Source organism: Lentilactobacillus diolivorans DSM 14421 (assembly GCF_001434255.1).
In the GTDB taxonomy this organism is placed as follows: Bacteria; Bacillota; Bacilli; order Lactobacillales; family Lactobacillaceae; genus Lentilactobacillus; species Lentilactobacillus diolivorans.
This window is the reverse complement of sequence record NZ_AZEY01000007.1, coordinates 1-25429: the sequence shown is the minus strand read 5'-3', so window position 1 is coordinate 25429 and position 25429 is coordinate 1. Positions and strand designations below refer to the sequence as shown.

Here is a 25429-nt window from a genome sequence, read left to right as displayed (position 1 = left end):
ATCATTAGACTTTTGGCAAGTCATGAATGGAGGTAAATAGTTTGGCCAACGAAAATAACCAAAATGGAGACTATTCAGGTCGAATTACAAATGTTGACCTATCAAAAAAAATGCGGACATCATTTTTAGATTATGCAATGAGCGTTATTGTTGCACGAGCTTTGCCTGACGTCCGCGATGGCTTGAAGCCGGTTCACCGTCGAATCTTGTATGATATGCATGAGTTGGGCGTTACGCCGGATAAGCCGTATAAGAAATCCGCTAGAATTGTTGGCGACGTTTTAGGAAAATATCATCCCCACGGTGACACCGCGGTTTATGAATCGATGGTTCGAATGGCACAAGATTTTAGCTATCGTTATATGTTAGTCGATGGTCATGGAAACTTTGGTTCCGTCGATGGGGATGGTGCGGCTGCGATGCGTTATACCGAAGCTCGTCTCAGTAAAATTGCAATGGAAATGTTGCGAGACATCAATAAAGATACGATTGATTTTGTTCCCAACTATGATGGTACAGAGAGAGAACCTAGTGTTCTACCAGCTCGATTTCCTAATTTATTAGTAAATGGTGCATCTGGGATTGCTGTTGGGATGGCAACTAACATTCCACCACATAATTTATCTGAAGTTATCAGTGCCATCCATGTTTTAATGGATAATCCGGAAGCAACCACAGCTGATTTGATGGAAGTCTTACCAGGCCCTGATTTTCCAACAGGCGGGGTTGTGATGGGAAAATCAGGAATTCGAAAAGCCTATCAGACTGGTAAGGGGACCATTATTGTTCGAGCCAAAGTTGAAATTGAAGGCGAAGCTACTGGCAAACAGAAAATTATTGCCACAGAGTTGCCGTACATGGTCAACAAGGCCAAATTAATTGAACGGATTGCTGAACTGGCCCGTGACAAACGAATCGAAGGTATTACTGATATTAATGATGAATCTGATCGTGAAGGAATGCGGGTTGTTATTGATGTCCGTCGTGATGCAAGTGCTGAAGTCATTTTAAACAATCTGTATAAACTAACTTTTATGCAAACATCATTTAGTTTTAACATGTTGGCGATTGTTGACGGAACACCTAAGATTCTTAGCTTGAAAGAGATTTTGCATTATTACTTGGAACACCAAGTCCAAGTCATTAAACGCCGAACTGCATACGAGCTGAAGAAGGCTCAGGCACGGGCTCATATTCTTGAAGGCTTGAGAATTGCACTTGATCATATTGATGAAATTATTAAAATCATTCGTGGTTCTCAAACTGGTGAAGTTGCCAAAAATCAATTGATTGAAGGCTTTGGTTTGGATGGTAAACAAGCCCAAGCTATTCTTGATATGCGATTAGTGCGTTTAACCGGTTTGGAACGTGAGAAAATTGATAAAGAATATGCTCAGTTAATGAAAGATATTGCTGAATATAAGGCAATTTTAGCTAGTCGTGAGCGAATTAACCAGATTATTTATCAAGAATTGCTTGAAATTCAAAATAAATTTGGTGATAAACGCCGAACCGAACTTTTGGTTGGTGAAGTTCTCAGTCTTGAGGATGAAGACTTAATTGAGGAAGAAGACGTTATTGTTTCATTAACCCACAATGGTTATATTAAACGACTTCCAACAACTGAATTTAAAGCTCAAAATCGTGGTGGCCGTGGTGTTCAAGGCATGGGTGTCCATAATGACGACTTTGTGGAACATTTGGTTTCTACTTCAACACATGATGTTCTGCTGTTCTTTACCGATGCTGGAAAAGTTTATCGGATGAAGGGGTATGAGATTCCAGAATATGGACGTTCAGCTAAAGGAATTCCGATCGTCAATCTGCTGAATATTAATTCTGGCGAGAAGATCGAAGCAGTTATTAACATTTCAGATCGTAAACATGATATTGAAAAAGATCTTTTCTTTGTCACCTTGCTGGGGACCGTAAAACGGACGTCGGTTTCAGAATTTGCAAATATTCGTAGTAATGGATTAAAAGCAATTCATCTTAAGGATGACGACCAAGTTATGAATGTTTTGATTGTGGATCAGGATCAAAACATTATTATCGGAACACATCGTGGTTATGCCGTTAGTTTTAAAGCATCCGATGTTCGCTCGATGGGCCGTTCTGCCACAGGTGTTCGAGGTGTTCGACTTCGTGAAAATGATTACGTGGTTGGTTCGGATACCTTGAATCCTGACAGCGAAGTCTTTATCATTTCAGAAAATGGTTATGGTAAACGAACTTCAGCTGGTGAATACCCAATCAAGGGTCGCGGTGGAAAAGGTATTAAAACTGCCAATATTACTGAAAAAAATGGACCACTTGCTGGTTTAACAACTGTTAGCGGCAAAGAAGATATTATGCTAATTACCAATAAGGGTGTTATGATTCGTTTTGCAATTGAGGATGTTTCTCAGACTGGACGAGCTACATTAGGTGTTCATTTAATCCGAATGGATGATGATGCTAAAGTAGCAACAATGGCAAAGGTTGAAAAGCAGGAAGATACTGACGATTCTGCCGATGATCAAGCAAGTAACAATCAAGATTCAGACGAAAAGGATGAAAATTAAGCAATTAATTAGGGATTCTAGTCACTCAAATTTGAGTGTTTGGAATCCTTTTTTGTGTGGAGAAAGAAGCTAATCTTTTGACTTACTTTTTGTAAGTGATAGACTGAATTTGTTAATTAAGATAGTTATACATTGGAGGTATATATAAATGGCAGTTGTTAATGGTTATAAACAAAGTGAAAACGAAAAGAAACTAAATATTTTAAACTTGCCTGAGCTTGAACAACAGGCAAAGGAAATTATTCCGACTGGTGGTTTTGGTTACATATCTGGTGGTTCTGAGGATGAATGGACACTTCGCGCTAATCGAAAGGCATTTACGCATAAGCAGATTGTGCCACGGGCTTTAAGCAATATTGAGAAACCCGTATTGGATACGACTGTTTTTGGCTTTCCGCTAAAGACGCCAGTCATGATGGCACCAACCGCTGCACAGGGATTGGCTCATGCTAAAGGCGAAGTTGATACTGCGAAGGGAGTGGCTGCTGTAGGTGGTTTAATGGCGCAAAGTACTTACTCATCAACTTCAATTTCTGATACAGCGGCTGCTGGTGATGGCGCCCCTCAGTTCTTCCAGCTGTATATGAGTAAAGATTGGACTTTTAACGAGTCACTTCTTGATGAAGCTAAGAAGGCTGGTGTTAAGGGAATTATTTTAACCGTTGACGCAACTGTTGATGGCTACCGTGAAGCAGATATCATTAATAATTTCCAATTCCCAATTCCAATGCCGAACTTAACCCAGTACAGTGAAGGAAACGGCCAAGGCAAAGGAATTGCTGAAATTTATGCTTCAGCTGCCCAAAAGATTGGTCCAAAAGATGTTGAACGAATCGCCAGCTATACAGATTTACCAGTTATTGTAAAGGGGATTGAGTCACCTGAAGATGCTCTCTATGCAATTGGCGCTGGCGCAGCTGGTGTTTATGTTTCAAATCATGGTGGCCGTCAATTAAATGGTGGACCAGCTTCCTTTGATGTTTTAGCAGATGTTGCTAAGGCCGTTAATGGGAAAGTACCAGTTATTTTTGATTCAGGTGTTCGTCGTGGATCCGATGTCTTCAAAGCAATTGCCTCTGGTGCAGATTTAGTGGCAATTGGCCGTCCAGCAATCTATGGTTTGGCCCTTGGCGGTGCACAAGGTGTTCAATCAGTCTTTAAGCATTTAGACCAAGAGCTTGAAATTATTATGCAACTGGCTGGTACCAAGACAATTGATGATATTAAGAAAACAAATCTGTTGGGGATTAACTATTAACAAATCGTATATGACCAAGAATCAGTTATTTATAAATGGTTATTTTTAGTCATAGTTGATAGATGTGAAAATTTGATACGCCGATTGAAATACGTCAACCTAATTCTGGGATGGGCCTTAAAAGCCGGTTCCGAGATTAAGGTTGATGTATTTTTTAGCCATTTTTAATGGATAGTTGTCTTTTTTTGCGTATATAATTAGTGTAACGTAAATTAATAATTAGGCATATTGATCTTTTAAGTGAAGCATGGTATAGTTTTACATTGTGAGTATCTGGGTAAAAACAGAGACTCTCCTTGCTCTCGGGAAGAGGGCCATAAGTCCATAAGGAGGTGCAAATCATGGAAGAAAAGAAATACGAAATTACTTACATCATTCGTCCTGATATTGATGAATCAGCAAAGTCAGCTTTAATTGACCGATTCGACAAGATCGTAACTGATAATGGTGCCAAGATTCTTAATTCAAAAGACTGGTCAAAGCGCCGTTTTGCTTACGAAATTGGTGGTTATAACGAAGGAGTTTATCACGTTATTACTTTGACAACCGATTCTGATACAGCATTAAACGAGTTTGATCGTCTATCAAAAATCAATGACGACATTTTACGTCATATGATCGTTGTTCGAGATGACTAATTAATCATTCTAATATGAGAGGAGCAATTCAGCATGCTTAATCGTGCAGTTCTAACGGGTCGCCTAACCCGCGATGTTGATTTACGTTACACGCAAAGCGGTGCCGCTGTCGGCACGTTTTCTCTCGCCGTTGATCGGCGTTTTACCAATCAACAGGGGGAACGTGAGGCTGATTTCATTAACTGCGTAATCTGGCGAAAATCCGCTGAAAATTTTGCCAACTTCGTTCATAAGGGCTCTCTTGTTGGAATTGATGGTCGAATTCAGACTAGAAATTATGAAAATCAACAAGGGCAACGTGTTTATGTGACTGAAGTCGTGGTAGAAAACTTTGCTTTGCTTGAGCCTAAGTCTTCGAGACATGGGAACTCAAACAATCAGCAAAACGGTAATGCTCCTCAACAAAATAACGGAAATGGCAATAATCCATTTGATAATAATTCAAATAATCCATCTTCTGGAAATAGTAATAATGGTGGAAATTCCAGTAACTCTGGGAATTCTGGTAACAATAATCCAGCCGATCCATTTGCTAATTCAGGAGATTCAATTGACATTTCCGACGATGACTTACCATTCTAATGAATGGCTAAAGATACTAATTTGAGGAGGAAATACTATGGCTCAACAAAGACGTGGCGGCCGTCGTCGTCGCAAAGTTGATTTTATCGCTGCAAACCACATCGAATATATCGACTATAAAGATGTTGATTTGTTAAGACGATTTGTTTCAGAACGTGGAAAGATTCTTCCACGTCGAGTAACCGGAACAAGCGCTAAAAATCAACGTAAATTAACAATCGCTATTAAACGAGCACGAATTATGGGCTTAATGCCTTTCGTTGCTACTGATTAATCATAAAGAAGCTATCTAAAAATAGATGGCTTTTTTATTTACAATCGAAATGATATAAATTCTTCTGAAAAATTTAAATCTTAATTTATGTTAGAATAAAAACATTAAGCATATTGATTAAGAGGATAAAAAATGAAAAATTGGTTTTCGCATGACAACGGTGAATTACCACCGTTTGTTCATAATCGCCGGTTAAGACGAATAATGTTATTTATCGCGTTAATCGTTATTTATGGCGTTGTCATCTCATTTTTATATAATATTATTGCTTCAGCTGTTTTGATCGTCATTAGTGTTGCAGGATTGATTTACACCATTGTGATGATGAATGAGATTAGTTCGGATACTAATCGCTATATTACCGACTTATCTTATCGAATTCATCGTGGTGAGCAAGAAGCATTATTAGAAATGCCGATTGGTGTTATGGTTTTAAATGCGGATGGTTTAATCGAGTGGACCAATCCGTATTTAACTAAATATTTTAAAGATGAAAATATTCTTGGCAAAAAGATTGTCGATGTTGATCGTGATTTGCAGCAGTTAATGATGAAATATGAAGAGTCTGACGAGTTTCACACGATTACTTGGCGGGATCACAAATTAACAATGTTGATTCAAAAGGAATATCACACCATTTATTTGTTGGATATTACCCGGTACGCTAATCTCGAGGAGCGTTATAAAGACGAACAAATTTCAGTTGGCCAGATCTTTTTAGATAATTATGATGAAATTACGCAATCAATGACGGATCAGGAAATTTCTAATTTAAGTAATTATGTGACTAATGAATTAGCAACATGGTCACAAAAATATGGGATGTACCTCAAGCAGATTGACGATGATCATTTCTTTCTACTAGCATATGCCAAATCGTTAACTGCAATTGAGAATGATAAATTTAACATTTTGGATGTTGTCCGTGAGAGCACGTCTAAGCAGAACTTCCCGCTTACGTTAAGTATTGGAATTGCTTATGGCGAGGATGATTTAAACAGCTTGGCTGATCAAGCACAAAGTAATCTGGATTTAGCCTTGGGTCGTGGTGGTGATCAAGTTGTTGTTAAATCACTTGATGGAACTGCTAGATTTTACGGCGGAAAGACCAATCCAATGGAGAAACGAACTCGGGTTAGAGCCCGAATGATCTCACAAGCACTTAATGAACTGATGAGTGACTCTGACCAGATATTTGTCCAGGGACATACCAGACCGGATATGGATTCGCTTGGTGCCTGTTTGGGGATTCGACGAATTGCTCAAATGAATAATAAGAAGTGTTGGATTGTTCTGGATAAGGAAAAGGTTCATTCCGATATTCAACGACTATTAGAAGCAACTAAAAAATACCCGGAAATTAGTGATTCAATTATTACGCCTTCAGAAGCACTGTCTAAGACAACGGATAGTAGTTTGCTTATTATGGTGGATCATTCCAAGCCATCGATTAGTATTTCACAGGATCTTTATGAAAAAATGAATCAGAAAGTGGTGATTATTGATCATCATCGTCGTGGTGAGGAATTTCCTGAGAACCCGATGCTGGTTTATATTGAACCATATGCATCATCAACTTGTGAGCTGATTACTGAAATGTTTGAATATCAACCACATGAAGAAGAACCAATTAATCGAATTGAAGCAACGGCAATGTTGACAGGAATCTTTATTGACACACAATCATTTTCAATGCGAACGGGGACCAGAACCTTTGATGCCGCAAGCTACTTACGGTCTGCCGGAGCTGATTCAATAGAAATGCAGCAATTTATGAAAGAAAATATTGATAGTTACTTACAACGGAATCATTTGATATCAATGGTTGAATTTTTCCACAAGGATATGGCAATGATTGTGGGTGAAGAGGATCGCGTCTATGATCCGGTAACGGCCGCCCAAGCCTGTGATTCGTTGTTAACCATGTCAGGCGTTGATGCATCCTTTATTATTACAAAACGTTCCGATGGTAAAGTTGGTGTTTCGGCACGTAGCACAGGTTCTATCAATGTCCAAATCATTATGGAGCGAATGGGTGGTGGTGGTCACCTATCTAGTGGGGCTACGCAACTTGCTGACAAGTCAATTGCTGAGGTTAAGCAATTATTGCTTGAAACGATTGACTATATCGATGATAATGAGTAGAGGTATTTAAATAACTTTGAGAATATTAGGAGTGATCGGTTGTGAAAGTAATTTTTCTAGAAGACGTCCGTGGTAAAGGTAAACGTGGCGAAGTTAAAGAAGTTCCCGACGGCTATGCCCAAAACTTCCTAATTAAGAACGGTAAAGCCAAGCAGGCTTCGCGTTCTGCAATGAGTCAACTTAAGGGTCAGCAAAAGGCGGAAAAACGTCGTGAGGTTGAAGAGGTTGAAGAAGCGCAGCAAGTTAAAGCCAAGTTGGAAGACGATAAGACGGTTGTTGAACTTCAAGCTAAAGCAGGGACTGATGGCCGGTTATTTGGATCGATTCCAAGTAAACAAATTGCATCGGCACTTGATAAACAATTTGGTATTAAATTAGATAAACGTAAAATTGAATTGTCTGATCCAATCCGGGTAGCCGGGTATACTAATGTTCCGGTTAAACTTCATTCTGAAGTCACAGCACGGATCAGAGTTCATGTTTCTGAAAAGTAATATGGGCCAATGATTAAATGATGAGTTTAATTAAATCATTTCTTGAGCTGGCAGTGAGACAGGACTTATTTGTGCAGAGAAAGAGGATCTGGCTGGGAATTTCCTTAATAACTGGTTAAAATAAAATAGCAATATTTAACTTCATTGTGAAAAGAAGCGAGTGATTCGATTTTGAATCACTCGCTTTTATTAGGATAATTGGTGTAAAATAAAATATTGAATTTGTCACTATAGAAATTTGAGGAATTTAAATGAGTAATGATTTTGTAAATGAATTACCGCCACAGAATATTGACGCTGAAAAAGCGGTCCTCGGATCAATTTTTTTGAGTACGGATGCACTCATTGAAGCAATGGAATTTTTGGATCCGACAGATTTTTATAAGCGATCCCATCAAATTATTTTTCAAGCAATGGTCGATTTAAATGACCGGGATCAGGCTATCGATGTTGTGACAATAACTGATTTGTTAACAGATCAAAATAATTTGGACGATGTCGGTGGGATGCAATATATTGCCGAGTTGGCGGGTTCTGTACCAACAGCAGCCAATGTGACCTACTATGCCAAAATCGTCAAAGACAAGGCTATTTTGCGCCGTCTTATTCAAACTGCAACTAACATCGTGACTAACAGTTACAATACTGAAGATGATGTCACAACCGTTTTGGATGATGCTGAACGGGACATTATGAATGTTGCCGAGAATCGGAATCAATCCGGCTTTAAATCAATTAAGGATGTTTTAAATTCTGCTTTTAATGAAATTGATCGTCTTTCTCAGGAAGGCGACACCGTTACGGGACTGTCAACCGGCTACCCTGAGTTGGATAAAATTACCACCGGTCTTCATAAGGATGAACTGGTCATTATCGCTGCTCGACCGGCCGTTGGAAAAACAGCATTTGCATTGAATTTGGCTCAGAACGTCGGAACAAAAACAGATAAAACGGTTGCCATTTTTAGTTTGGAAATGAGTGCCGAATCATTGGTTGATCGGATGCTGTGTTCCGAGGGTAGTATTAATGCCAATCATTTGCGAACGGGACAGTTAAGTGAAGATGAATGGCAAAACCTGGTTGTTGCAATGGGCAGCTTATCCCGAGCAAACATTTTTATGGATGATACTGCCGGTATTAAGATGTCTGAAATTCGAGCAAAATGTCGACGACTAGCTAAAGAGAATGGAAATTTAGGCTTAATTGTGATCGATTACTTGCAGCTGATTGAAGGTGGCAATCGAGAAAACCGGCAACAAGAAGTTTCTGACATTTCACGGCAGTTAAAAAAGCTGGCTAAGGAACTTCATGTCCCTGTTATTGCGCTATCGCAACTTTCACGTGGTGTGGAACAACGACAGGATAAGCGGCCTGTTTTGTCCGATATTCGTGAATCTGGATCAATTGAGCAGGATGCTGACATTGTTGCTTTCTTGTATCGGGATGATTATTATCGTGACGAAGACGAGTCAGATAATGATGATAATGATGGTGGCGGTGAAGATGACGAAAATGACGTTGGTGAAGTTGAAGTCATTATTGAGAAAAACCGTTCAGGTCCTCGGGGAACTGTTAAACTTTTATTTGTTAAATCGTATAATAAATTCTCATCAATATCATACGCGGATGCATCATAAGCGATTCATTCGAAATAGCCAACGAACCGTGTTAGGATACACAAAAGGACTGAGATCTACTCAGTCCTTTTGATTTGCTGTCATTTATGCAAAAAAATAACAATCACGGCTTTTAATAGCAGCGTGATTGTTATTTAAATGGTATGTAATAGTGGGCAGTCAGGGGCTCGAACCCTGGACCCACGGATTAAGAGTCCGTTGCTCTACCAACTGAGCTAACTGCCCATCACTAACCGACTTAAATATAATAGCATATGGAAAAAATATTTGCAACCTGTGTTTGAAGTTTTTTTAGAAAGAAGGGAGCATAGTCACAAATTAAAAGGACTCGTATTTAATAAAAAAGATAATTTTATACAAAAATAATATGGCTGAGACTTACAGTTTGGGCATTTCTTAAAGAAAATCACAGCTGTGTTATAATAGCAACATGTTGGCGTGTGCACATTTTTAAAAATAACAATACGAAAATCCATGTTAGGAGAATTGTTAATGGCAAAGAAAATATTAGTCGTAGACGATGAAAAACCAATCGTCGACATTGAAAAATTTAATTTAACCAAAGAAGGCTACGAAGTATTCGTTGCTTATGATGGTGAAGAAGCATTAAAACAAGTTAAAGAAGTTGATCCAGACCTCATCATTCTGGATTTGATGCTACCTAAAATTGATGGCCTTGAGGTTGCTCGAGAGGTTAGAAAAACAAAGGACACTCCAATCATTATGGTAACTGCCAAGGACTCTGAGTTAGATAAAGTTCTGGGGTTGGAGCTTGGTGCTGATGACTATGTGACTAAACCCTTCTCAAATCGTGAATTGGTTGCGCGAGTTAAAGCTAATCTGCGGCGCCAGGGAACTTCTAATAACAGCGGGTCAAATGAAAATGACGAAAACAAAGATATCAAAATTGGTGATTTGGTAATTCATCCAGAAGCCTACTCAGTTTCTAAACGTGGTGAAAATATTGAGTTAACGCATCGGGAATTTGAATTACTTCACTATTTGGCACAACATATTGGTCAAGTAATGACCCGTGAACATTTATTGCAAACCGTTTGGGGATATGATTATTTTGGAGATGTTCGAACGGTTGACGTTACTGTTCGTCGACTTCGTGAAAAGGTTGAGGATAGTCCAAGCCACCCAACTTGGTTAGTAACTCGACGAGGTGTTGGATATTATCTAAGGAACCCAGAAAGTGATCAAGCATAGCACTTTTAGAAACAATGAATGTAAGAGGTAATAGCTGGTTGTGAATAATCGAATTAAGTTTTACCAATCAATCAAATTCAAAATAGCGCTGGTTTTCGCCCTTGTATTATTAGTAACGCTTGAAATCGTTGGGGCTGTTTTTGTGAGGCAATTGGAACATCAAAATCTAACAACGTTTAAAAATCAGATTCAATTACAAACCTACGTCAGTAATTCTCTAAAAACAGAACTTTCCCGTCGAAATGAATCAGCTGCTAACTCTCGAATTAGAGCAATCTTGAACGACTCGGGAAGCAGTAGCTCTGCGCAAATCCAAGTGATTGATAATAAAGGGACAATTCGAGGAACCAATCAAATTAATAATCAGGCTATCGTTGGCCAAAAAACGACTGATAATGACGTTAAGAATGCGATTTATAGTAGTCAAAAAGTTGAGAAGAATACCTATGATTCATCAAGTAATACGCGGTATTACACCTCAATTAGGCCGTTGATTAAAGGATCCGGAAATAACAGTACGTTAGTTGGGGTTGTTTATACAAAAGCCAACTTGGACAATGTTTATCAAAGTATTAGTAGTGTGACCGTGATTTACTTATTTGCGGCTTCGATAGCGATTATTTTAGGTCTATTAATCTCGATTGTGATTTCCAGGGCGATTACTCGACCAATTGAAGAAATGAAGAAACAAACTATCCGAATTGCTCGTGGCGATTATTCTGGTCAAGTTCACGTTTACGGAAATGATGAACTAGGTCAATTAGCCAGCGCAGTTAACAACTTGTCAGTTAGGGTTGAGGAGTCACATGAATCAACCGAATCCGAGCGTCGAAGACTGGATTCGGTTTTAGCTAACATGACCGATGGTGTGCTTGCTACGGATCGACGGGGGAACGTCATTATTATTAATGACACGGCAGCCAGTTTTCTTGATTTGGATGAGAATCAGGCAATGGGTCAGTCAATTTTAGATGTGTTAGATATTCGTAAGGATTACAGTCTGCGTGACTTGTTGGAAAAACCGGACGAACTGATTCTTGATTTTTCAAGTGACGATCACAGTCTTATCTTACATGCCCATTTTTCATTAATTCAGCGTGAATCGGGTTTTATTAGTGGTTTGGTTTGCGTTTTGCGTGATATTACTGAACAACAACGAATTGATCAGGATCGTAAACAATTTGTTTCCAATGTTTCTCATGAGTTAAGAACCCCATTAACAAGTGTTCGTTCTTATATTGAAGCCCTTCATGATGGTGCTTGGAAGGATCCTAAATTAGCTCCTAAGTTTTTGAAAGTTACTCAGGATGAAACAGATCGAATGATTCGGATGATTAATGATTTACTGACATTGTCACGGATGGATTCCGGAACTCAAAAAATGGAAGTTGAACTTGTTAATATTAATGAGTTATTTAACTATGTCTTAAATAGATTTGACATGATCTTAAAAAAGGATGATCATCCTGAGAAAACATACAAGATCAAACGTTACTTTACAAAGCGGGATCTTTGGGTTGATTTGGATACGGACCGGTTTACTCAAGTTCTTGATAACTTGATGAACAACGCAATTAAATATTCACCTGATGGCGGTGCGATTACCTGCCGCTTGTATGAAACTCGAAATAAAGTTATTTTAAGCATCAGTGACCAAGGTTTAGGAATTCCCCGTAAGGATATTCCCCATATTTTTGATCGGTTCTATCGGGTTGATAAGGCCCGTTCTCGTCAACAAGGTGGCAGTGGTTTGGGATTAGCTATTTCCAAAGAGGTTGTTGAAGCCTTGCATGGCCAACTTTGGGCTGAAAGTGTTGAAGGCAAAGGATCAACATTCTATATTGCCTTACCTTATGAACCGCTAGAAGAGGAGGACTTATGGGATGAAGTTTAGTAGATACCTGATACCAATCGCACTAACCATCGCGGTGGTTGTTAGCCTGACGCTTTCTGTTGTTTTATGGACCAATCCAGCTAACTATCGAAGTAAACAAAATTCAGAACAGAATCCGCAAACTGAACAGTTAAGTAAACCGAAGAGTTACGTGTATACGCCAATTCAGGCAGTTCATACTAATTCGGATGGTACCCAGGAAATTTTGGTTAACCGGTTGGTCAACGCGGTTACCGAAATTAAAAAAACGATGCAGGGTTATCATGATGCTAAAATTAAAACCTTAAGTCGTGATTCGCAAACCAAGTATTTAAATATCGCCAATCGACCGGATTCAATTATGTTGAATTACTCCAGTCCGGTGTCAATTAAAGTCGTTAATCAAATCGTTAATCATCGGTTTAAAAATTTTCCCAATCACACTGTTAATCGGATTGTTTTACCAACTAATAATTCAACGAAACTGTATTTATTAAATGATAAGAATTTTGCAGTGTATCAAGTTAGTGTTCAACACCACGATTTAAAGAGTTTGAACAAAGTGTTGGACATGAATATTCGAACCATTCCTGCATCATTACGCTTATTTAACAAGCAACCAATGGTTTATGTGGATGATTCGGTTCAAATGCAACCCTATAAGTATTTAGTTGATCGACAGTCACAGGATTACTTTGTAAGTCGACTGATGAATAACGAAGAATCACAAAATGTTACTGCTAAACGACGTCGAAATCTGCTAATTTATAGCGATCAAAATTCACTGCAGCTAACGTTTAATTCGCAAACCCGAATGGTAGAATTTTCTGATTATCGAACTAATAAGGATCAGCGAGCAATTACGTCAGTTCTCAATAATTCTTACAAAGATTTGGTCAAGTTGGGATTGCCGTTGGATAACGTGCGTTTCTTCCGCTATGATACCAAAACCCGAACAGTGATGTATCGAACCTTTGTTGAAGGATTCCCGATCTTTAGAGCGAATGGTTTTGGGACTATTTCAACCAGGATTATGAATTCGAGTGCCAAACGATTGAACTTTTCACTGGATAACCCAGAAGTACCAATTCCAAGTAAACGTGGTTACACAACCCTACCAGCAACTGAGGTGGTTATTAGACGATTAGTTGCCCGTGGATACAAGACCAAAGATATTCAACAAATGCGAATTGGTTACGGTTGGCAGAAAGATAAGGAGTCACAGCTGCTGATTAATCTTATTCCTGATTGGTATATTTATTACAATAATCAATGGCATAGTTATACATCTCTAATGAATCAATACTAGAAGAGAGGGGGGAGCCAATTGAACTTTAGACGAATTGAATTAATCTTCTTGGTCACATTTATTGCGATTGATATTTTTCTTTTTGGGATGTTTGAGCAGAATACAAATCAACAGGCCGACAACATGTCGGATGGAGACTCTGATTCACAAGTTGTTAAGGAAATGCGAGACGACCAGATTGAGGTGAGTCACTTATCCGAGAAGAAAAACTTTGCCTATTATCTGTCAGGGACCCAAAATGATATTTTACGACAACAAATGGGGCAGCTGGCTAATCAGACTCCCCACTATGTCAGCCATGAACTGGAAAGTGAATTTAAAGAACCGGTGACGGTTAATAAAACAACGCCGCAGAAATCAATTAATCAGATGTTAGATGATCCAACGTTTGTTGTTAATGGCGGCCAGTATTCTTACAGTAAGAATCTTTCAACCTCCAGGAATCTTGTTTACAGTCAAAAGGCAATGGGGAGTTCAATTTATTCTAGTGAGGCCCAAATTAGTTTTACTTTGAATGCCAATCATCAAATTGTTAGTTACACGCAATCATATCTTCAAGACGTTAAAAGCTTACGAGAAAAATCAGAGACAATTTCGGAAACTCGTGCTTTAATATGGTTGTATCAATATAACGAGATTCCAAACAATACTAAAATTGCTTGGACAAAATTGGGATATACGAAGCTATTGTCGATTGATAACGACCGGGTCTTCATTCCAACTTGGATTATTGGTATTAAGCCACAAAACTCTCCAGAAATCCAATTGAAGAAGATTAATGCATTTACTGGTGGTATTATCAAAGAGACAACTGGAAATCTAAAGGATAGTCAGGACTTATCTGACTTAACTAATTAATGTTGGGAAGAAGAACGATCATGAATAATGATGAAATGCAAATTAGTGTGCTTGCCAGTGGTAGTACCGGTAATGTCACATATGTTGAGACACCACAGCATAAGATTCTGTTGGATGCTGGTTTAAGCGGCAAAAAAATCGCGAACCTCATGAAGTCAATTGATCGCGATATTAACGATGTCGATACGTTGCTTGTGACACATGAGCATTCTGATCATCGTCAGAGTGTGGGTGTTTTGGCAAGGCGCTATAATTTAAACGTTTATGCCAACCAAGGAACTTGGGATGCAATGAGTTCTAAAATTGGCAAAGTTCCTGAGGATGAGAAAAACATTTTTCCGCCCGACACAGTTATGGACTTTGGTGATATTGATATTGAAAGCTTTTCAGTTTCTCATGATGCTGCAGAGCCCCAATTTTACGTGTTTCATCATCGGAATAAATCGTTTGTGGTTCTCACAGATACTGGTTATGTTTCAGACCGGATGGAAGGCGTGATTAAAGATGCCGACGGTTATTTATTGGAATGCAATCATGATATTGAAATGCTGGAAAACGGTGAGTATTCATGGCCGTTGAAACAGCGAATTCTTAGCGACCAAGGTCATTTATCAAATGAAGATGGTGCGAATACAATGTTAGATGTGGTTGGTCATCGAACCAAGAAAATATTCCTAGGTCATCGGAGTCAGCACAATAACATGAAATCGCTTTGCCATTTGACCGTTGCGTCGATTTTAGCGGATCATGATATGGGTGTGGGTAGCGATTTTAAATTGTATGATACAGAACCAGAAATTGCCTCACCATTGATGATTATTTGAGGGATTAGCGAAAGAATCTTTAAACACGATATTATTACTTGGTGTTATTCTATAAGTTAATAGAGGGCTGGGGCAACGGAAAATTTGTTCTGGTCCTTTTTGGCTAGTAAGATTGAATTAATGGATAAGCGTGATTGATTCTTGTTATCCAGTATCAATTTTGAAAAATTATAAAAGATCCTTTAAACTTTCCTAAGATATTAATCACACATTTTTCAAGAAAAAAGTTTATTATAAAACTAAGAATATATAAGGGGGAACACTAATTTGGCACAAAAAAATGGTTTTGGAAAAATTATTGTAACTGCTGTAGTGGCCGGTGCACTAGGTGGCGGAATTACGTATGGCGGTGTTTCGTATTTCAACAGTAACAACAATAGTACCGGGACAGAATTAATTTCTGGCAGTAATAAAAATGGTAATACCAAGATCAGCAATGTGAAAGTGAACCTCAATACTCAGGCAGAAAAAGCGTTTAATGCAACTAAGAGTACGGTCGTTTCCGTTATTAATCTTCAACGTGAAAGCTCTGGTGATAATAGCTTAGCTGGCATTCTCGGTGGTTTGGAAGGCGGCTCCAGTTCTTCAGGAAGTTCAAAAAAGAGCGGTGAATTACAGGCTTCCAGTGAAGGCTCGGGTGTTATTTACAAAAAGAGCGGAAACACTGCTTATATCGTCACCAATAATCACGTTGTTTCAGGTGCGAATGCTTTGGAAATTATCTTAAATGATGGATCGAAAGTTTCTGCCAAAGTTGTTGGTAAGGATGCCGTTACTGATCTGGCCGTTATTAAAATTAACTCCAATAAAATCAATAAAGTAGCGACCTTTGGTGATTCTGATAACATTAAGGTTGCCGAACCGGTTCTGGCAATTGGATCGCCACTTGGTTCTCAATATGCCACTTCGGTTACTCAGGGAATTATTTCAGCGAAGAAACGAGAGGTACCGCAAACCTCTGAGTCTGGACAACAAGTTGGTAACGCAACGGTTATTCAGACCGATGCAGCCATTAATCCTGGGAACTCAGGTGGTCCATTAATTAACTTTGCCGGCCAAGTTGTTGGAATTAATTCGATGAAATTAGCGCAGGATCAGCAGGGAACCAGCGTTGAAGGGATGGGCTTTGCGATTCCAAGTAACGAAGTCGTGACGATTATTAACCAATTAATCAAAAATGGTCAGGTTGTCCGACCAGCGCTTGGAATTGGCTACACCGATCTTTCCAATATTTCAGAACAACAGCAACGCTCAATTTTGAAGGTTCCTAAGGATGTTACCTCAGGTGCGGTTGTTCTCCAAGTTAATGCTAATTCACCTGCTAAACGCGCAGGGATTAAGAAATATGACGTCATTACCGAGTTGGATGGTACTAAGATTACTGAACAGAGTCAGCTTCGCGATATTCTGTATAAGCATAAGGTTGGCGATACCATTTCAGCCACTTATTATCAAAAAGGTAAGAAAGAAACTGGTAAGATTACATTGAACCAAAAAGCAACCAGCAAGGTATTAAGTGAAGCAAGTAAATAAATAGTGATTTTTAAGTGCTTTTAAGGCTGCTTATGCTAGTTAAGTCCGATTAGAAACCCGATTGTTTGGTTTCTAATCGGACTTTTTTTCAGTTGGGTCTGAAGTGATCTAAAGGTTTGAAGTTACCGGTTTCTACGGGTGCACTGTAGCCGACGCTGAATATCGGGAATAAAGAAACTGAACAATCATAACTACCTAACTTAACGGTATGTTTTGTTTCCGAACGAGTCAATTAAAGTAAGCCCTTTTTTATGACTATTCGATACCAGATCCGAACTTAGCTATTAATTTTGCAAGTAAAATTCAGTTAAGAACAGAGATGAGCAGGTTTATACACATTAGGCCTGTGGATAAGTCTGTGGACAATCCACAAGCTACTTGTAAAATAGTGGTAGATTAGCTGTTAGAAGTTGTCCACTAAATGCCAAAAGTTATCCACAGTTTTGTGGATAACTTTTTTTCAAGAAAAATATTACTTTGTTCGGAGCTATAGATGCTGTTATAATAGGGTTTGCGTAGTTGGATTGCGAACACATGTTGTTCACAATTTTGTGGATAAGTATTTTGACCCTTGACATTTTGGCAAAAAATGCGGGTGAGTGTAAAAATGGTTATTCACATAAACCTGTGGATAACTTTGTGGATAACTTGTTTATAAGCACCATTTTTTACACAGGAAACCAATAATTTTGGAGGACTTGATCCAGTGAATATCAAATTAGTCGTTGTTGGTAAATTAAAAGAGACCTATTTTAGACAAGGAATTGCGGAATACGCGAAACGGTTATCGCGTTTTTGTAAATTCAAGATTGTGGAAGTTGCCGATGAAAAGGCACCCGAATCTCTAAGTCAGGCTGAAATGGATGACGTGATGGATAAAGAAGGTTCGCGGATTTTAGACAAGATAAAAGATCGCGAATACGTATATGCGCTCGCGATCTTGGGAAAAGAGCGGTCGTCTGAAGCCTTTGCCAAAGAAATCGCTGACCTCACAACCTATGGCCATTCCGATATTACGTTCGTGATTGGTGGGTCGTTGGGATTGTCAAAACACGTGTTGGATCGTGCTGATAACCAAATTTCGTTTGGAAAGTTTACGTTGCCCCATCAGCTAATGAGATTAGTGTTGACTGAGCAGATCTATCGGGCATTTATGATTAATGAGGGTAGCCCGTACCATAAGTAGAAATGATTTGCCGGAAATTGTTATTAAGCTTTTAGGTTTTATTATCAAGGTATTGAATAACAGATGAATACCCTTGGGAAGCATCGTTAGTCGCTAAACCAAGGTTCAATAACTGCAACTGATTCGCGATCAAAATTAATTTGGCATTTCAATCCATATGGAATAATGGTTCGCGGATAACTGTGACCAAAGTTTAGGTTAAATAGAATTGGCGTATGCAGGTCTTCGGTAACAGCTAATAGTTGTTGTTTGTAGGATTCGTAGTAGGTATTATCTTGGGGTTTGCCGACAATAATGGCCGAAACGGCAGATAGTACGCCCACTTCCTTGAGTTTCAAAAGCATTTGTCTGTAAAGTGTTGGGGAAGGGCGTTCCTCACTGGTTTCGATAAACAGAATTTTGTCCTACCAATCTTCTTTAGATGGGAATAGATGATATTTTTCTGCGATTGGTTTTTCGTCAGGATAACGGTTACCTGCTAAAATGTCGTAGAAGCTGTCGATACAGCCACCGAGAAGGGCGCCGGTTATCTTGCCTGAACCACGTAAGACTTCGTAACCCTTCGTTTCAAAATGTTGAATTCGGGGAGTTCCTAAAGCAGATGGCGAAAAATCAGTTCGTTCTTCATACCAGAGTGGACTGGATTTGATTTCGGTGGGTGATTGATTATTAAAGAAGTTTTGAAAAGCGTGCTTAGTATACGGTAGCATTACCGGACCAAGTTCGGCTAAGTCATTTAAGAAATTTGGGCCATAAAAGCTGGTCATGCCAAGTTGATAGAACATTAGATGATTAATCGTTGTATCGGAAAAACCAGTAAACAGTTTGGGGGGAAGTTTGCACCGCCCGAATAAAGTCCGAATCATTCAGCAAGTATGGTAATAAGCGATAGGTATCATCGCCACCGATAACGCAGATAATTCCTTTAATTGATTGGTCCAAAAAGGCAATTTTTAAATCTTGAGCCCGCGCTTCGGGATGGTCTTGTAGAAATTTTAGACCCTTTAAAGCGTTGGGCATGATGACTGGATTGAGTTTAAACGATTTAAGACGTTTAGTTCCTAATTTTAGCTGATGTTTGGCACTGATTTCACCCAATATGCCACCGGAAAGGCTAACGATTGCAACCTTATCGCCAGGATGAAGTCGATTGGGCTTGATCATGAGAATTCCTCCTTGCTTGTCAAAATTAAGTTTCATTATAAGGCTTTAATATTTCACTAACAATGGCGGGTTGTTCTTGTTCAGCTGATTTGCTATACTTTTAACTATTAAAACGGCGATGACGTTCGCCCTTACTCAGCAGTGTTAACACACCAAAGAGTTGATGACGTCTACTTTAACGGTTGTTAAGGTAGGCGTTTTTTATTTTTGAAAGGAGAACGGATCATGAGTAGATTCAATTGGCAAGATATCGGGCAGTTTGTCGCAATTTTTATTGGCGGCGCAATGGGCGGCGTAGGGCGTTATGAACTCAGTGATTATTTGAATGAGTTTAACCAATTTGCAGGAACGACGGCTGTTAATTTGATTGGCTGCTTTTTAATGGCCATTATGATTTATGGGATTTCAATGCGGTTTGATTTACCGGAATGGTTGATGCTGGGGTTGGGAACCGGTGTGATTGGCGGTTTTACTACGTTTTCTGCCCTGATGTTGGCATTTATCACTAATTATCAGCAACACATCATTGGTGTTTTTGTTTTTCTGACTTTAAATTTAATTGGCGGTTTTTTAATGGCCTTATTTGGCTATTTGTCCGCTAAATGGATTAATCGGGGGCGAGGGTTATGGTCATGATTGGCCTGGTTGCTTTAGGAGCCGGAATTGGCTCGGTTTTGAGATATATCATTACCCTTGTTGGTAAACGACTGTGGCCGAAAATGCCCTTGGCAACCTGGCTGATTAATATTAGTGGGGCGTTTTTAGCGGGGCTGGTTGTTGGAATCCATTCCAATCAACTACTGACGGTGTTTTTGGTTACCGGAATCTGTGGCGGATTTACAACATTTTCGACTTTCACGATGGATACGTTTATCTTAATCAAGAATAGTCAATATCGGGTAGCTGCTATTTATTATCTCGGATCGACTTTCTTTGGAATTGGTGCGATTTGTCTCGGATTGTGGTTCGGCAACCTGGCAACTTAATCGCAATTTTGTTGGCAACACGGTTTGCCGTATAATTAACCTATTATGTTTACAAAAGGGGTGATGATCATTAACAATAAACGTGCACTAATCGCTTGGAATGGGCTACAAATTATCCTTGGTGCTTTCATCTATGCTGTCGCAATCACCGACTTTTTGATTCCCCATCAAATTGGCGAAGGCGGTGTTACCGGATTAACAACGATTGGTTACTACGCCTTAAATATTCCACCGGCTTTAACCAACATTGTTGCAAACGGCATTTTGATTTTGATTGGTTTTCGATTTTTGGATCGGCAAACAGTTGGTTATTCACTTTGGGCCGTGATTTGGATCTCGATTTTTTTGAAACTGCCACGATTATTAAATTATCACACAACGCAAACCATCATCCCGGCAATTGCGGGTGGTGTTCTCATGGGGATCGCGATCGGGGTTATTTTCCGTGGTGGGGGAACGATCGCCGGTAGTACAATTCTGGCGAAGATTATGAACCGCTACTTTGGAATGATGACGGGTTCGGCAATGCTGTTCTTTGACCTCATTGTTGCCATTCCCTCGGGATTTATTATTGGGTTTCAAAATATGCTATTAACGATTGTTGAACTTTATGTTGGTGCAGCGGTTTTAAATCGATTTCTTTCAAAATTTGGCGCCCGAAAAGCTGTTACCATTATTACCAATCAAACCGAAGAAATTACGTATGAGTTATCACAACGGCTTAAGCAGGGGATCACAATTATCAATGCCAAGGGCTATTATCATCAGGAAAAACAACCAATGATTTACGTGATTTGTACCAATAAGCAGGCGGCGCAACTCGTACCGCTGATTTCAGAAATTGATCCGACTGCTGTTGTCGTCGTTGATGACGTCCATAGTGTCAAGGGCGAGTCAATTGGGAAGATCCTTTAATAGATCAGATCATTGAAACAACCATTCTATTAAAGGTTAACGGGTAACTATGCTACACTGACGGTAAAGAAAAATGTAACCGCTTTACTATCGTTTTTGAATCGGAGGTCTGCAAAATGGATTCTTTAAAACTATCAGATATTAAAACAATTGCCAACATTGGTGCCGGCACAATGGGTCATGCAACGGCTTTGCAATTTGCAATGTACGGTTATCACGTTTATTTATTGGATACGACACAGAAAGCATTAAATCATGGGCTTGATTTGATTAAACACGATCTTCAAACATTTTTAGGTGCCAATATCGTTCAAGCTGATGAAGAAACGGATATTTTAGCCCGGATAATCCCAACTACAGATTACCAGAAAGCGATTTCAAAGGCAGATTTCGTTATTGAATCAATTGTTGAAGATTTGACTGTGAAACAATTAGTTTGGCAAAAGGTTGAACAGTTCGCTTCTGATGAGACAGTTTTTGCAACCAACACGTCCGGACTTAGCCCTACTGCAATTCAATCTAAGCTGCACCATCCAGAGAGATTGGTTGTTGCGCATTTCTGGAATCCAGCTCAATTGATGCCCTTGGTGGAAGTTGTTCCCGGTAATCTAACTAATGAAGCAACGATTACATTGACAACAGCATTAATGAATCACGTTGGCAAACATGCCATTGCCTTGAAACGGGAATCTTTGGGATTTGTTGGCAACCGGATTCAACTCGCGGTTTTACGTGAGGCGTTTAAAATTGTTAAAGATGGCATTGCTGATCCTGCTGCAGTTGATGACATTATTAAATATAGCTTGGGACGTCGCTGGTCTTTGGTGGGACCGATTGCCAGTGCGGATCTGGGTGGATTGGATGTCTTTAAAAATATTAGCAGTTATCTATATGCGGACTTGGCAAGTGAACAGGAAACCGATCCACTTCTCGAGAAAATGGTTGATGAAGGCAGACTTGGTCTGAAATCAGGTGAAGGATTCTTTGATTGGCAAGGTGATAAAGGCAAAGAGATTGTCGCGCAGCGGGATCAAAAATTGTTGGACATGGTGAAAAGCGATAAAAAATTAATTTAACTGTTTGAAATGACTTGGTGATTGTATAATAAAACTCATTAAATCTATGATGGGAGATTCAAATATGATTCATATTCGGCCGGTTACGATCAACGATGCGCCAGCTTTGGTTAACATTTATCGTTATTACGTTGAGCAAACCAACATTACGCTTGAATACAACACACCTTCGATTTCAGACTTTAAGCAGCGAATTCTTTCAATTAAAGAGAAGTATCCTTATTTAGTTGCGGAAAGTGATGGCCAGATTATTGGTTATACGTATGCCCATGATTATAAAGGTCGGGATGCCTATGACTGGTCAGTTGAGGTTTCAATTTATGTTACACGTGAAACATTGGCTAAAGGAGTTGGCACCACACTATATCAGGTACTTGAACATGAATTAAAACGACAACACGTTGTGAATGCTTCAGCTTGTATTACAGCAGGGAACGCCCGTAGTGAAAAGTTTCATGAGAAGTTCGGCTACAAACAGACAGCAGTCTTTAAGCACTTTGGTTTCAAAGCTAATAAGTGGTTGGATGTCCTTTGGATGACCAAATCGTTGGTCAATCAGTTACCTAAAAAGCCGGCACCGTTTATTCCTTATCGGCAATTATTACAGGACACAGATCAATCAGCATCATAGTTGGAAAATAAACCAAAGAGTGGATCACCAGTACATCGTTTCCGGAATATAAAGGGTGTCATCAAACAAATCAGGTCTAAGAATAACTGGTGACAAATTTGATATAGCTGGGAAAATACTTGGTGGCCACTCTTTTTGCCTTAGCATTCGTTTTTAGGATAACTTTTAACAGGGAAGTGACGAGTCTTCTGGAAATCGCTGAATTGTCAATCAACATTTGATATAATTGATACAGATAATTGTAAGCGATTTCACAATATATAGGAGGATTACTATGTCACATCAACCGATAACAATTGGTAAGACTAACGTCACAGCTACACGACTTGGGCTGGGAACGAATGCAGTTGGCGGTTATAACCTGTTTCCGGATTTAAAAGATGAAACTGGTTTGGAAATTGTCAAAGCCGGCCTTGAACATGGAATTACACTGTTAGATACTGCTTATGTTTATGGATTAGGGCATTCGGAGGAACTGGTTGGTCAGGCGATTAAAAGCTTTGATCGTGAAAAAATAACGTTAGCAACCAAGGGTGCCCATGATTTTTCGTCGGGTCAAGAAGTGATTAATAATGATCCTCAGTTTTTGATTAAGCAGGTCGATGCCAGTTTAAAACGATTGGGAACGGATTATTTAGATATTTATTATATTCATTTTCCTGACAAAATAACGCCAAAGGCCGAGGCCGTTGGTGCGTTGCAGAAGTTAAGAAAACAGGGAAAAATCAAGGCAATTGGATTGTCGAATTTTAGCCTGGCGCAGATTAAGGAAGCTAATACGGATGGCTATGTTGACGTTGTTGAAGATGAGTTCAGCCTACTTCACCAGGATCACGCAGTTGAGATGATGCCATATCTGAAAGAAAACCAGATCAGTTTTATCCCATATTTTCCACTGGCATCCGGATTGCTGACAGGAAAATATGATCAGAATGTTAAATTTTCAGATGATGATATCCGCAGTCAAATTGCCGATTTTCAAGAGCCACGATATTCAAAAGCTTTAGCTGCCGTTGAACAGGTCCGACCAATTGCAAGGGATCATCACGCGACTGTTGCTCAGATTATATTAGCGTGGTATATGAAAAATCCGTTAATTAGTGTTGTCATTCCCGGAGCCAAAAAGCCGGATCAAGTTATTGCAAATGCTAAAGCAATGCGGATAACATTGAATGATTCAGAATATCAAACCATTGATACCGCGTTTGCAGACTTTAAAAAAGTAAAGAGCGGTAAATCGTTGGCTGATCCTGAGTAATAAATAAAACGAACATTATTATTCTCGATGAATGTGAATGCCTTTTACTTGAATCATGTAGCCGTGATCTATTAACCTAGGATCGTAGTTAAAATTTAGCTTTTAGTGAAAGGATGATTCTAAGTGAAAATTGGATTGATTGGTGCTGGTCATATCGGCAGTAATCTTGCTCGCTTGGCGGTTAAACACGGTCATGATGTCATCATCAGCAACTCTCGCGACCCGAAGACGTTGCAGAATTTGGTGACAGAACTTGGGCCACATGCGAAAGCGGCCTGGGCAAAAGATGCGGCAGCTCAAGGGGATATTGTGGTTGTCACAATCCCGCTCAAAAATTATCAAAGCGTACCGGTTGAGCCATTGAAGGGCAAAATTGTGATTGATACGATGAACTATTATCCAACGCGGGATGGTCAAATTGTCGCTTTGGATAATGGCACCAGTACGACTAGTGAACTTCTTCAGGCTCATTTACCAGAATCAAACGTTGTCAAAGCGTTTAATTCAATTTTTGCCGGTGATTTGCTTTCGACTGCGGCATCAAAGGACGATCCTAACCGACGAACATTACCAATTGCCGGTAATGACCCTGAGGCTAAAACCGTTGTTAGTCATTTAATTGATCAATTTGGTTTTGATACTTATGATGTTGGGCAGTTGCACGAGGGGTTCCGATTTCAAAATGGCACCCCGGCCTATACGATTCGCGCTAATCGGGATCGGTTAATTTCGGCATTAAATAAGGCTTAATAATAAGGTTTAGATATAATAAAGAGGCTGAGACAATAGTTGTTATGCCCAGTCTCTGTTAGTGTAAACACGATTATTACCAAGTAAAAACGCGGGACAAAAGGCAACTTCCGGCCGTGTAATCGAATTATCCAAATATTCAAGTTCAGAATATTCGGATAATTCAATTACACTCTGGAAGTTAAACGCCTTTTGTCCCGCTCTGTTTCCTACGATTAGTCAAGAGTTTAATTGAAGAATTAAATAGCCCACAATTAGTCAT

General features: G+C 39.3%; 22 protein-coding genes, 1 tRNA gene, 1 pseudogene and 1 riboswitch. Of the genes and pseudogenes, 22 read left to right on the top strand and 2 right to left on the bottom strand.

The annotated features are described in order from the left end of the window. Positions 1–26: 26 nt before the first annotated feature. The 8 genes from gyrA to dnaB all read left to right on the top strand — a co-directional run bounded on the left by gyrA (position 27) and on the right by dnaB (position 9592). Positions 27–2564, top strand: coding sequence for a DNA gyrase subunit A (gene gyrA / locus FC85_RS00480; RefSeq protein WP_057863615.1), 2538 nt, complete (start codon positions 27–29; stop codon positions 2562–2564). Positions 2565–2712: 148 nt separating this feature from the next. After that, on the top strand, positions 2713–3822 hold the full coding sequence (locus FC85_RS00475; RefSeq protein WP_057863614.1) for a lactate oxidase: 1110 nt from the start codon (positions 2713–2715) through the stop codon (positions 3820–3822). A 341-nt stretch (positions 3823–4163) separates the two neighbouring features. After that, positions 4164–4460, top strand: coding sequence for a 30S ribosomal protein S6 (gene rpsF, locus FC85_RS00470; RefSeq protein ID WP_057863613.1), 297 nt, complete (start codon positions 4164–4166; stop codon positions 4458–4460). Between the two features lie 33 nt (positions 4461–4493). Beyond that, on the top strand, positions 4494–5042 hold the full coding sequence (gene ssb / locus FC85_RS00465) for a single-stranded DNA-binding protein (RefSeq protein WP_057863612.1): 549 nt from the start codon (positions 4494–4496) through the stop codon (positions 5040–5042). Between the two features lie 37 nt (positions 5043–5079). Next, on the top strand, positions 5080–5316 hold the full coding sequence (rpsR, locus tag FC85_RS00460; protein ID WP_057863611.1) for a 30S ribosomal protein S18: 237 nt from the start codon (positions 5080–5082) through the stop codon (positions 5314–5316). Positions 5317–5448: 132 nt separating this feature from the next. Next, entirely contained in the window at positions 5449–7461 is a 2013-nt protein-coding gene (locus FC85_RS00455) for a DHH family phosphoesterase (RefSeq protein WP_186825080.1), read from the top strand. A 41-nt stretch (positions 7462–7502) separates the two neighbouring features. Then, the gene (gene rplI, locus FC85_RS00450; RefSeq protein WP_057863610.1) at positions 7503–7955 is read left to right on the top strand and encodes a 50S ribosomal protein L9; all 453 of its coding nucleotides are present in this window, start codon (positions 7503–7505) and stop codon (positions 7953–7955) included. A 251-nt stretch (positions 7956–8206) separates the two neighbouring features. Then, a complete protein-coding gene (gene dnaB, locus FC85_RS00445; RefSeq protein WP_057863609.1) occupies positions 8207–9592 on the top strand; it encodes a replicative DNA helicase in 1386 nt (461 codons plus the stop codon). 152 nt (positions 9593–9744) lie between these two features. On the opposite strand, the gene FC85_RS00440 is transcribed toward dnaB, so the two are convergent. After that, positions 9745–9817 (bottom strand) — tRNA-Lys (locus FC85_RS00440). Positions 9818–10084: 267 nt separating this feature from the next. Between FC85_RS00440 and yycF the strand changes: the two genes are divergently transcribed. The 7 genes from yycF (at position 10085) to rlmH (ending at position 18387) form a co-directional block, all read left to right on the top strand. Beyond that, the gene (gene yycF / locus FC85_RS00435; protein ID WP_057863608.1) at positions 10085–10804 is read left to right on the top strand and encodes a response regulator YycF; all 720 of its coding nucleotides are present in this window, start codon (positions 10085–10087) and stop codon (positions 10802–10804) included. Positions 10805–10844: 40 nt separating this feature from the next. Beyond that, the gene (gene walK / locus FC85_RS00430) at positions 10845–12698 is read left to right on the top strand and encodes a cell wall metabolism sensor histidine kinase WalK (RefSeq protein WP_057863607.1); all 1854 of its coding nucleotides are present in this window, start codon (positions 10845–10847) and stop codon (positions 12696–12698) included. Continuing rightward, a complete protein-coding gene (locus FC85_RS00425) occupies positions 12688–13986 on the top strand; it encodes a YycH family regulatory protein (RefSeq protein ID WP_057863606.1) in 1299 nt (432 codons plus the stop codon). Before walK ends, FC85_RS00425 begins: the two co-directional genes overlap by 11 nt. Before the next feature lie 18 nt (positions 13987–14004). Beyond that, the gene (locus FC85_RS00420; protein ID WP_186825079.1) at positions 14005–14844 is read left to right on the top strand and encodes a two-component system regulatory protein YycI; all 840 of its coding nucleotides are present in this window, start codon (positions 14005–14007) and stop codon (positions 14842–14844) included. 20 nt (positions 14845–14864) lie between these two features. Next, on the top strand, positions 14865–15668 hold the full coding sequence (locus FC85_RS00415) for an MBL fold metallo-hydrolase (RefSeq protein ID WP_186825078.1): 804 nt from the start codon (positions 14865–14867) through the stop codon (positions 15666–15668). Between the two features lie 267 nt (positions 15669–15935). Beyond that, the gene (locus FC85_RS00410; RefSeq protein ID WP_057863604.1) at positions 15936–17201 is read left to right on the top strand and encodes a S1C family serine protease; all 1266 of its coding nucleotides are present in this window, start codon (positions 15936–15938) and stop codon (positions 17199–17201) included. A gap of 706 nt (positions 17202–17907) precedes the next feature. Then, positions 17908–18387, top strand: coding sequence for a 23S rRNA (pseudouridine(1915)-N(3))-methyltransferase RlmH (gene rlmH, locus FC85_RS00405; RefSeq protein WP_057863603.1), 480 nt, complete (start codon positions 17908–17910; stop codon positions 18385–18387). 86 nt (positions 18388–18473) lie between these two features. On the opposite strand, the pseudogene FC85_RS00400 reads toward rlmH, so the two are convergent. Then, positions 18474–19551 (bottom strand): annotated as a pseudogene (locus tag FC85_RS00400) (S66 family peptidase). 105 nt (positions 19552–19656) lie between these two features. After that, a riboswitch (Fluoride riboswitch) is annotated at positions 19657–19731 on the top strand. Positions 19732–19776: 45 nt separating this feature from the next. On the opposite strand from FC85_RS00400, the gene FC85_RS00395 reads away from it, so the two are divergent. The 7 genes from FC85_RS00395 (at position 19777) to FC85_RS00365 (ending at position 25167) form a co-directional block, all read left to right on the top strand. Further along, positions 19777–20187, top strand: coding sequence for a fluoride efflux transporter FluC (locus FC85_RS00395; protein WP_057863602.1), 411 nt, complete (start codon positions 19777–19779; stop codon positions 20185–20187). Further along, positions 20184–20537, top strand: coding sequence for a fluoride efflux transporter FluC (locus FC85_RS00390; protein ID WP_057863670.1), 354 nt, complete (start codon positions 20184–20186; stop codon positions 20535–20537). The genes FC85_RS00395 and FC85_RS00390 overlap by 4 nt, the downstream gene beginning before the upstream one ends. 63 nt (positions 20538–20600) lie before the next feature. Continuing rightward, positions 20601–21452: a YitT family protein gene (locus tag FC85_RS00385; RefSeq protein ID WP_057863601.1), complete on the top strand. Its 852-nt coding sequence runs from the start codon at positions 20601–20603 to the stop codon at positions 21450–21452. 116 nt (positions 21453–21568) lie between these two features. Continuing rightward, positions 21569–22528 (top strand): 3-hydroxyacyl-CoA dehydrogenase family protein, encoded by a 960-nt coding sequence (locus FC85_RS00380; protein WP_057863600.1) that lies wholly within the window; start codon positions 21569–21571, stop codon positions 22526–22528. Positions 22529–22595: 67 nt separating this feature from the next. After that, on the top strand, positions 22596–23159 hold the full coding sequence (locus FC85_RS00375; protein WP_186825082.1) for a GNAT family N-acetyltransferase: 564 nt from the start codon (positions 22596–22598) through the stop codon (positions 23157–23159). A 274-nt stretch (positions 23160–23433) separates the two neighbouring features. Next, positions 23434–24417 carry an aldo/keto reductase gene (locus FC85_RS00370; protein ID WP_057863598.1) on the top strand — a complete coding sequence of 328 codons (984 nt, stop codon included), beginning with the start codon at positions 23434–23436 and terminating at the stop codon, positions 24415–24417. Between the two features lie 123 nt (positions 24418–24540). Next, positions 24541–25167: an NADPH-dependent F420 reductase gene (locus FC85_RS00365; protein WP_057863597.1), complete on the top strand. Its 627-nt coding sequence runs from the start codon at positions 24541–24543 to the stop codon at positions 25165–25167. The last annotated feature ends 262 nt before the right edge of the window (positions 25168–25429 follow it).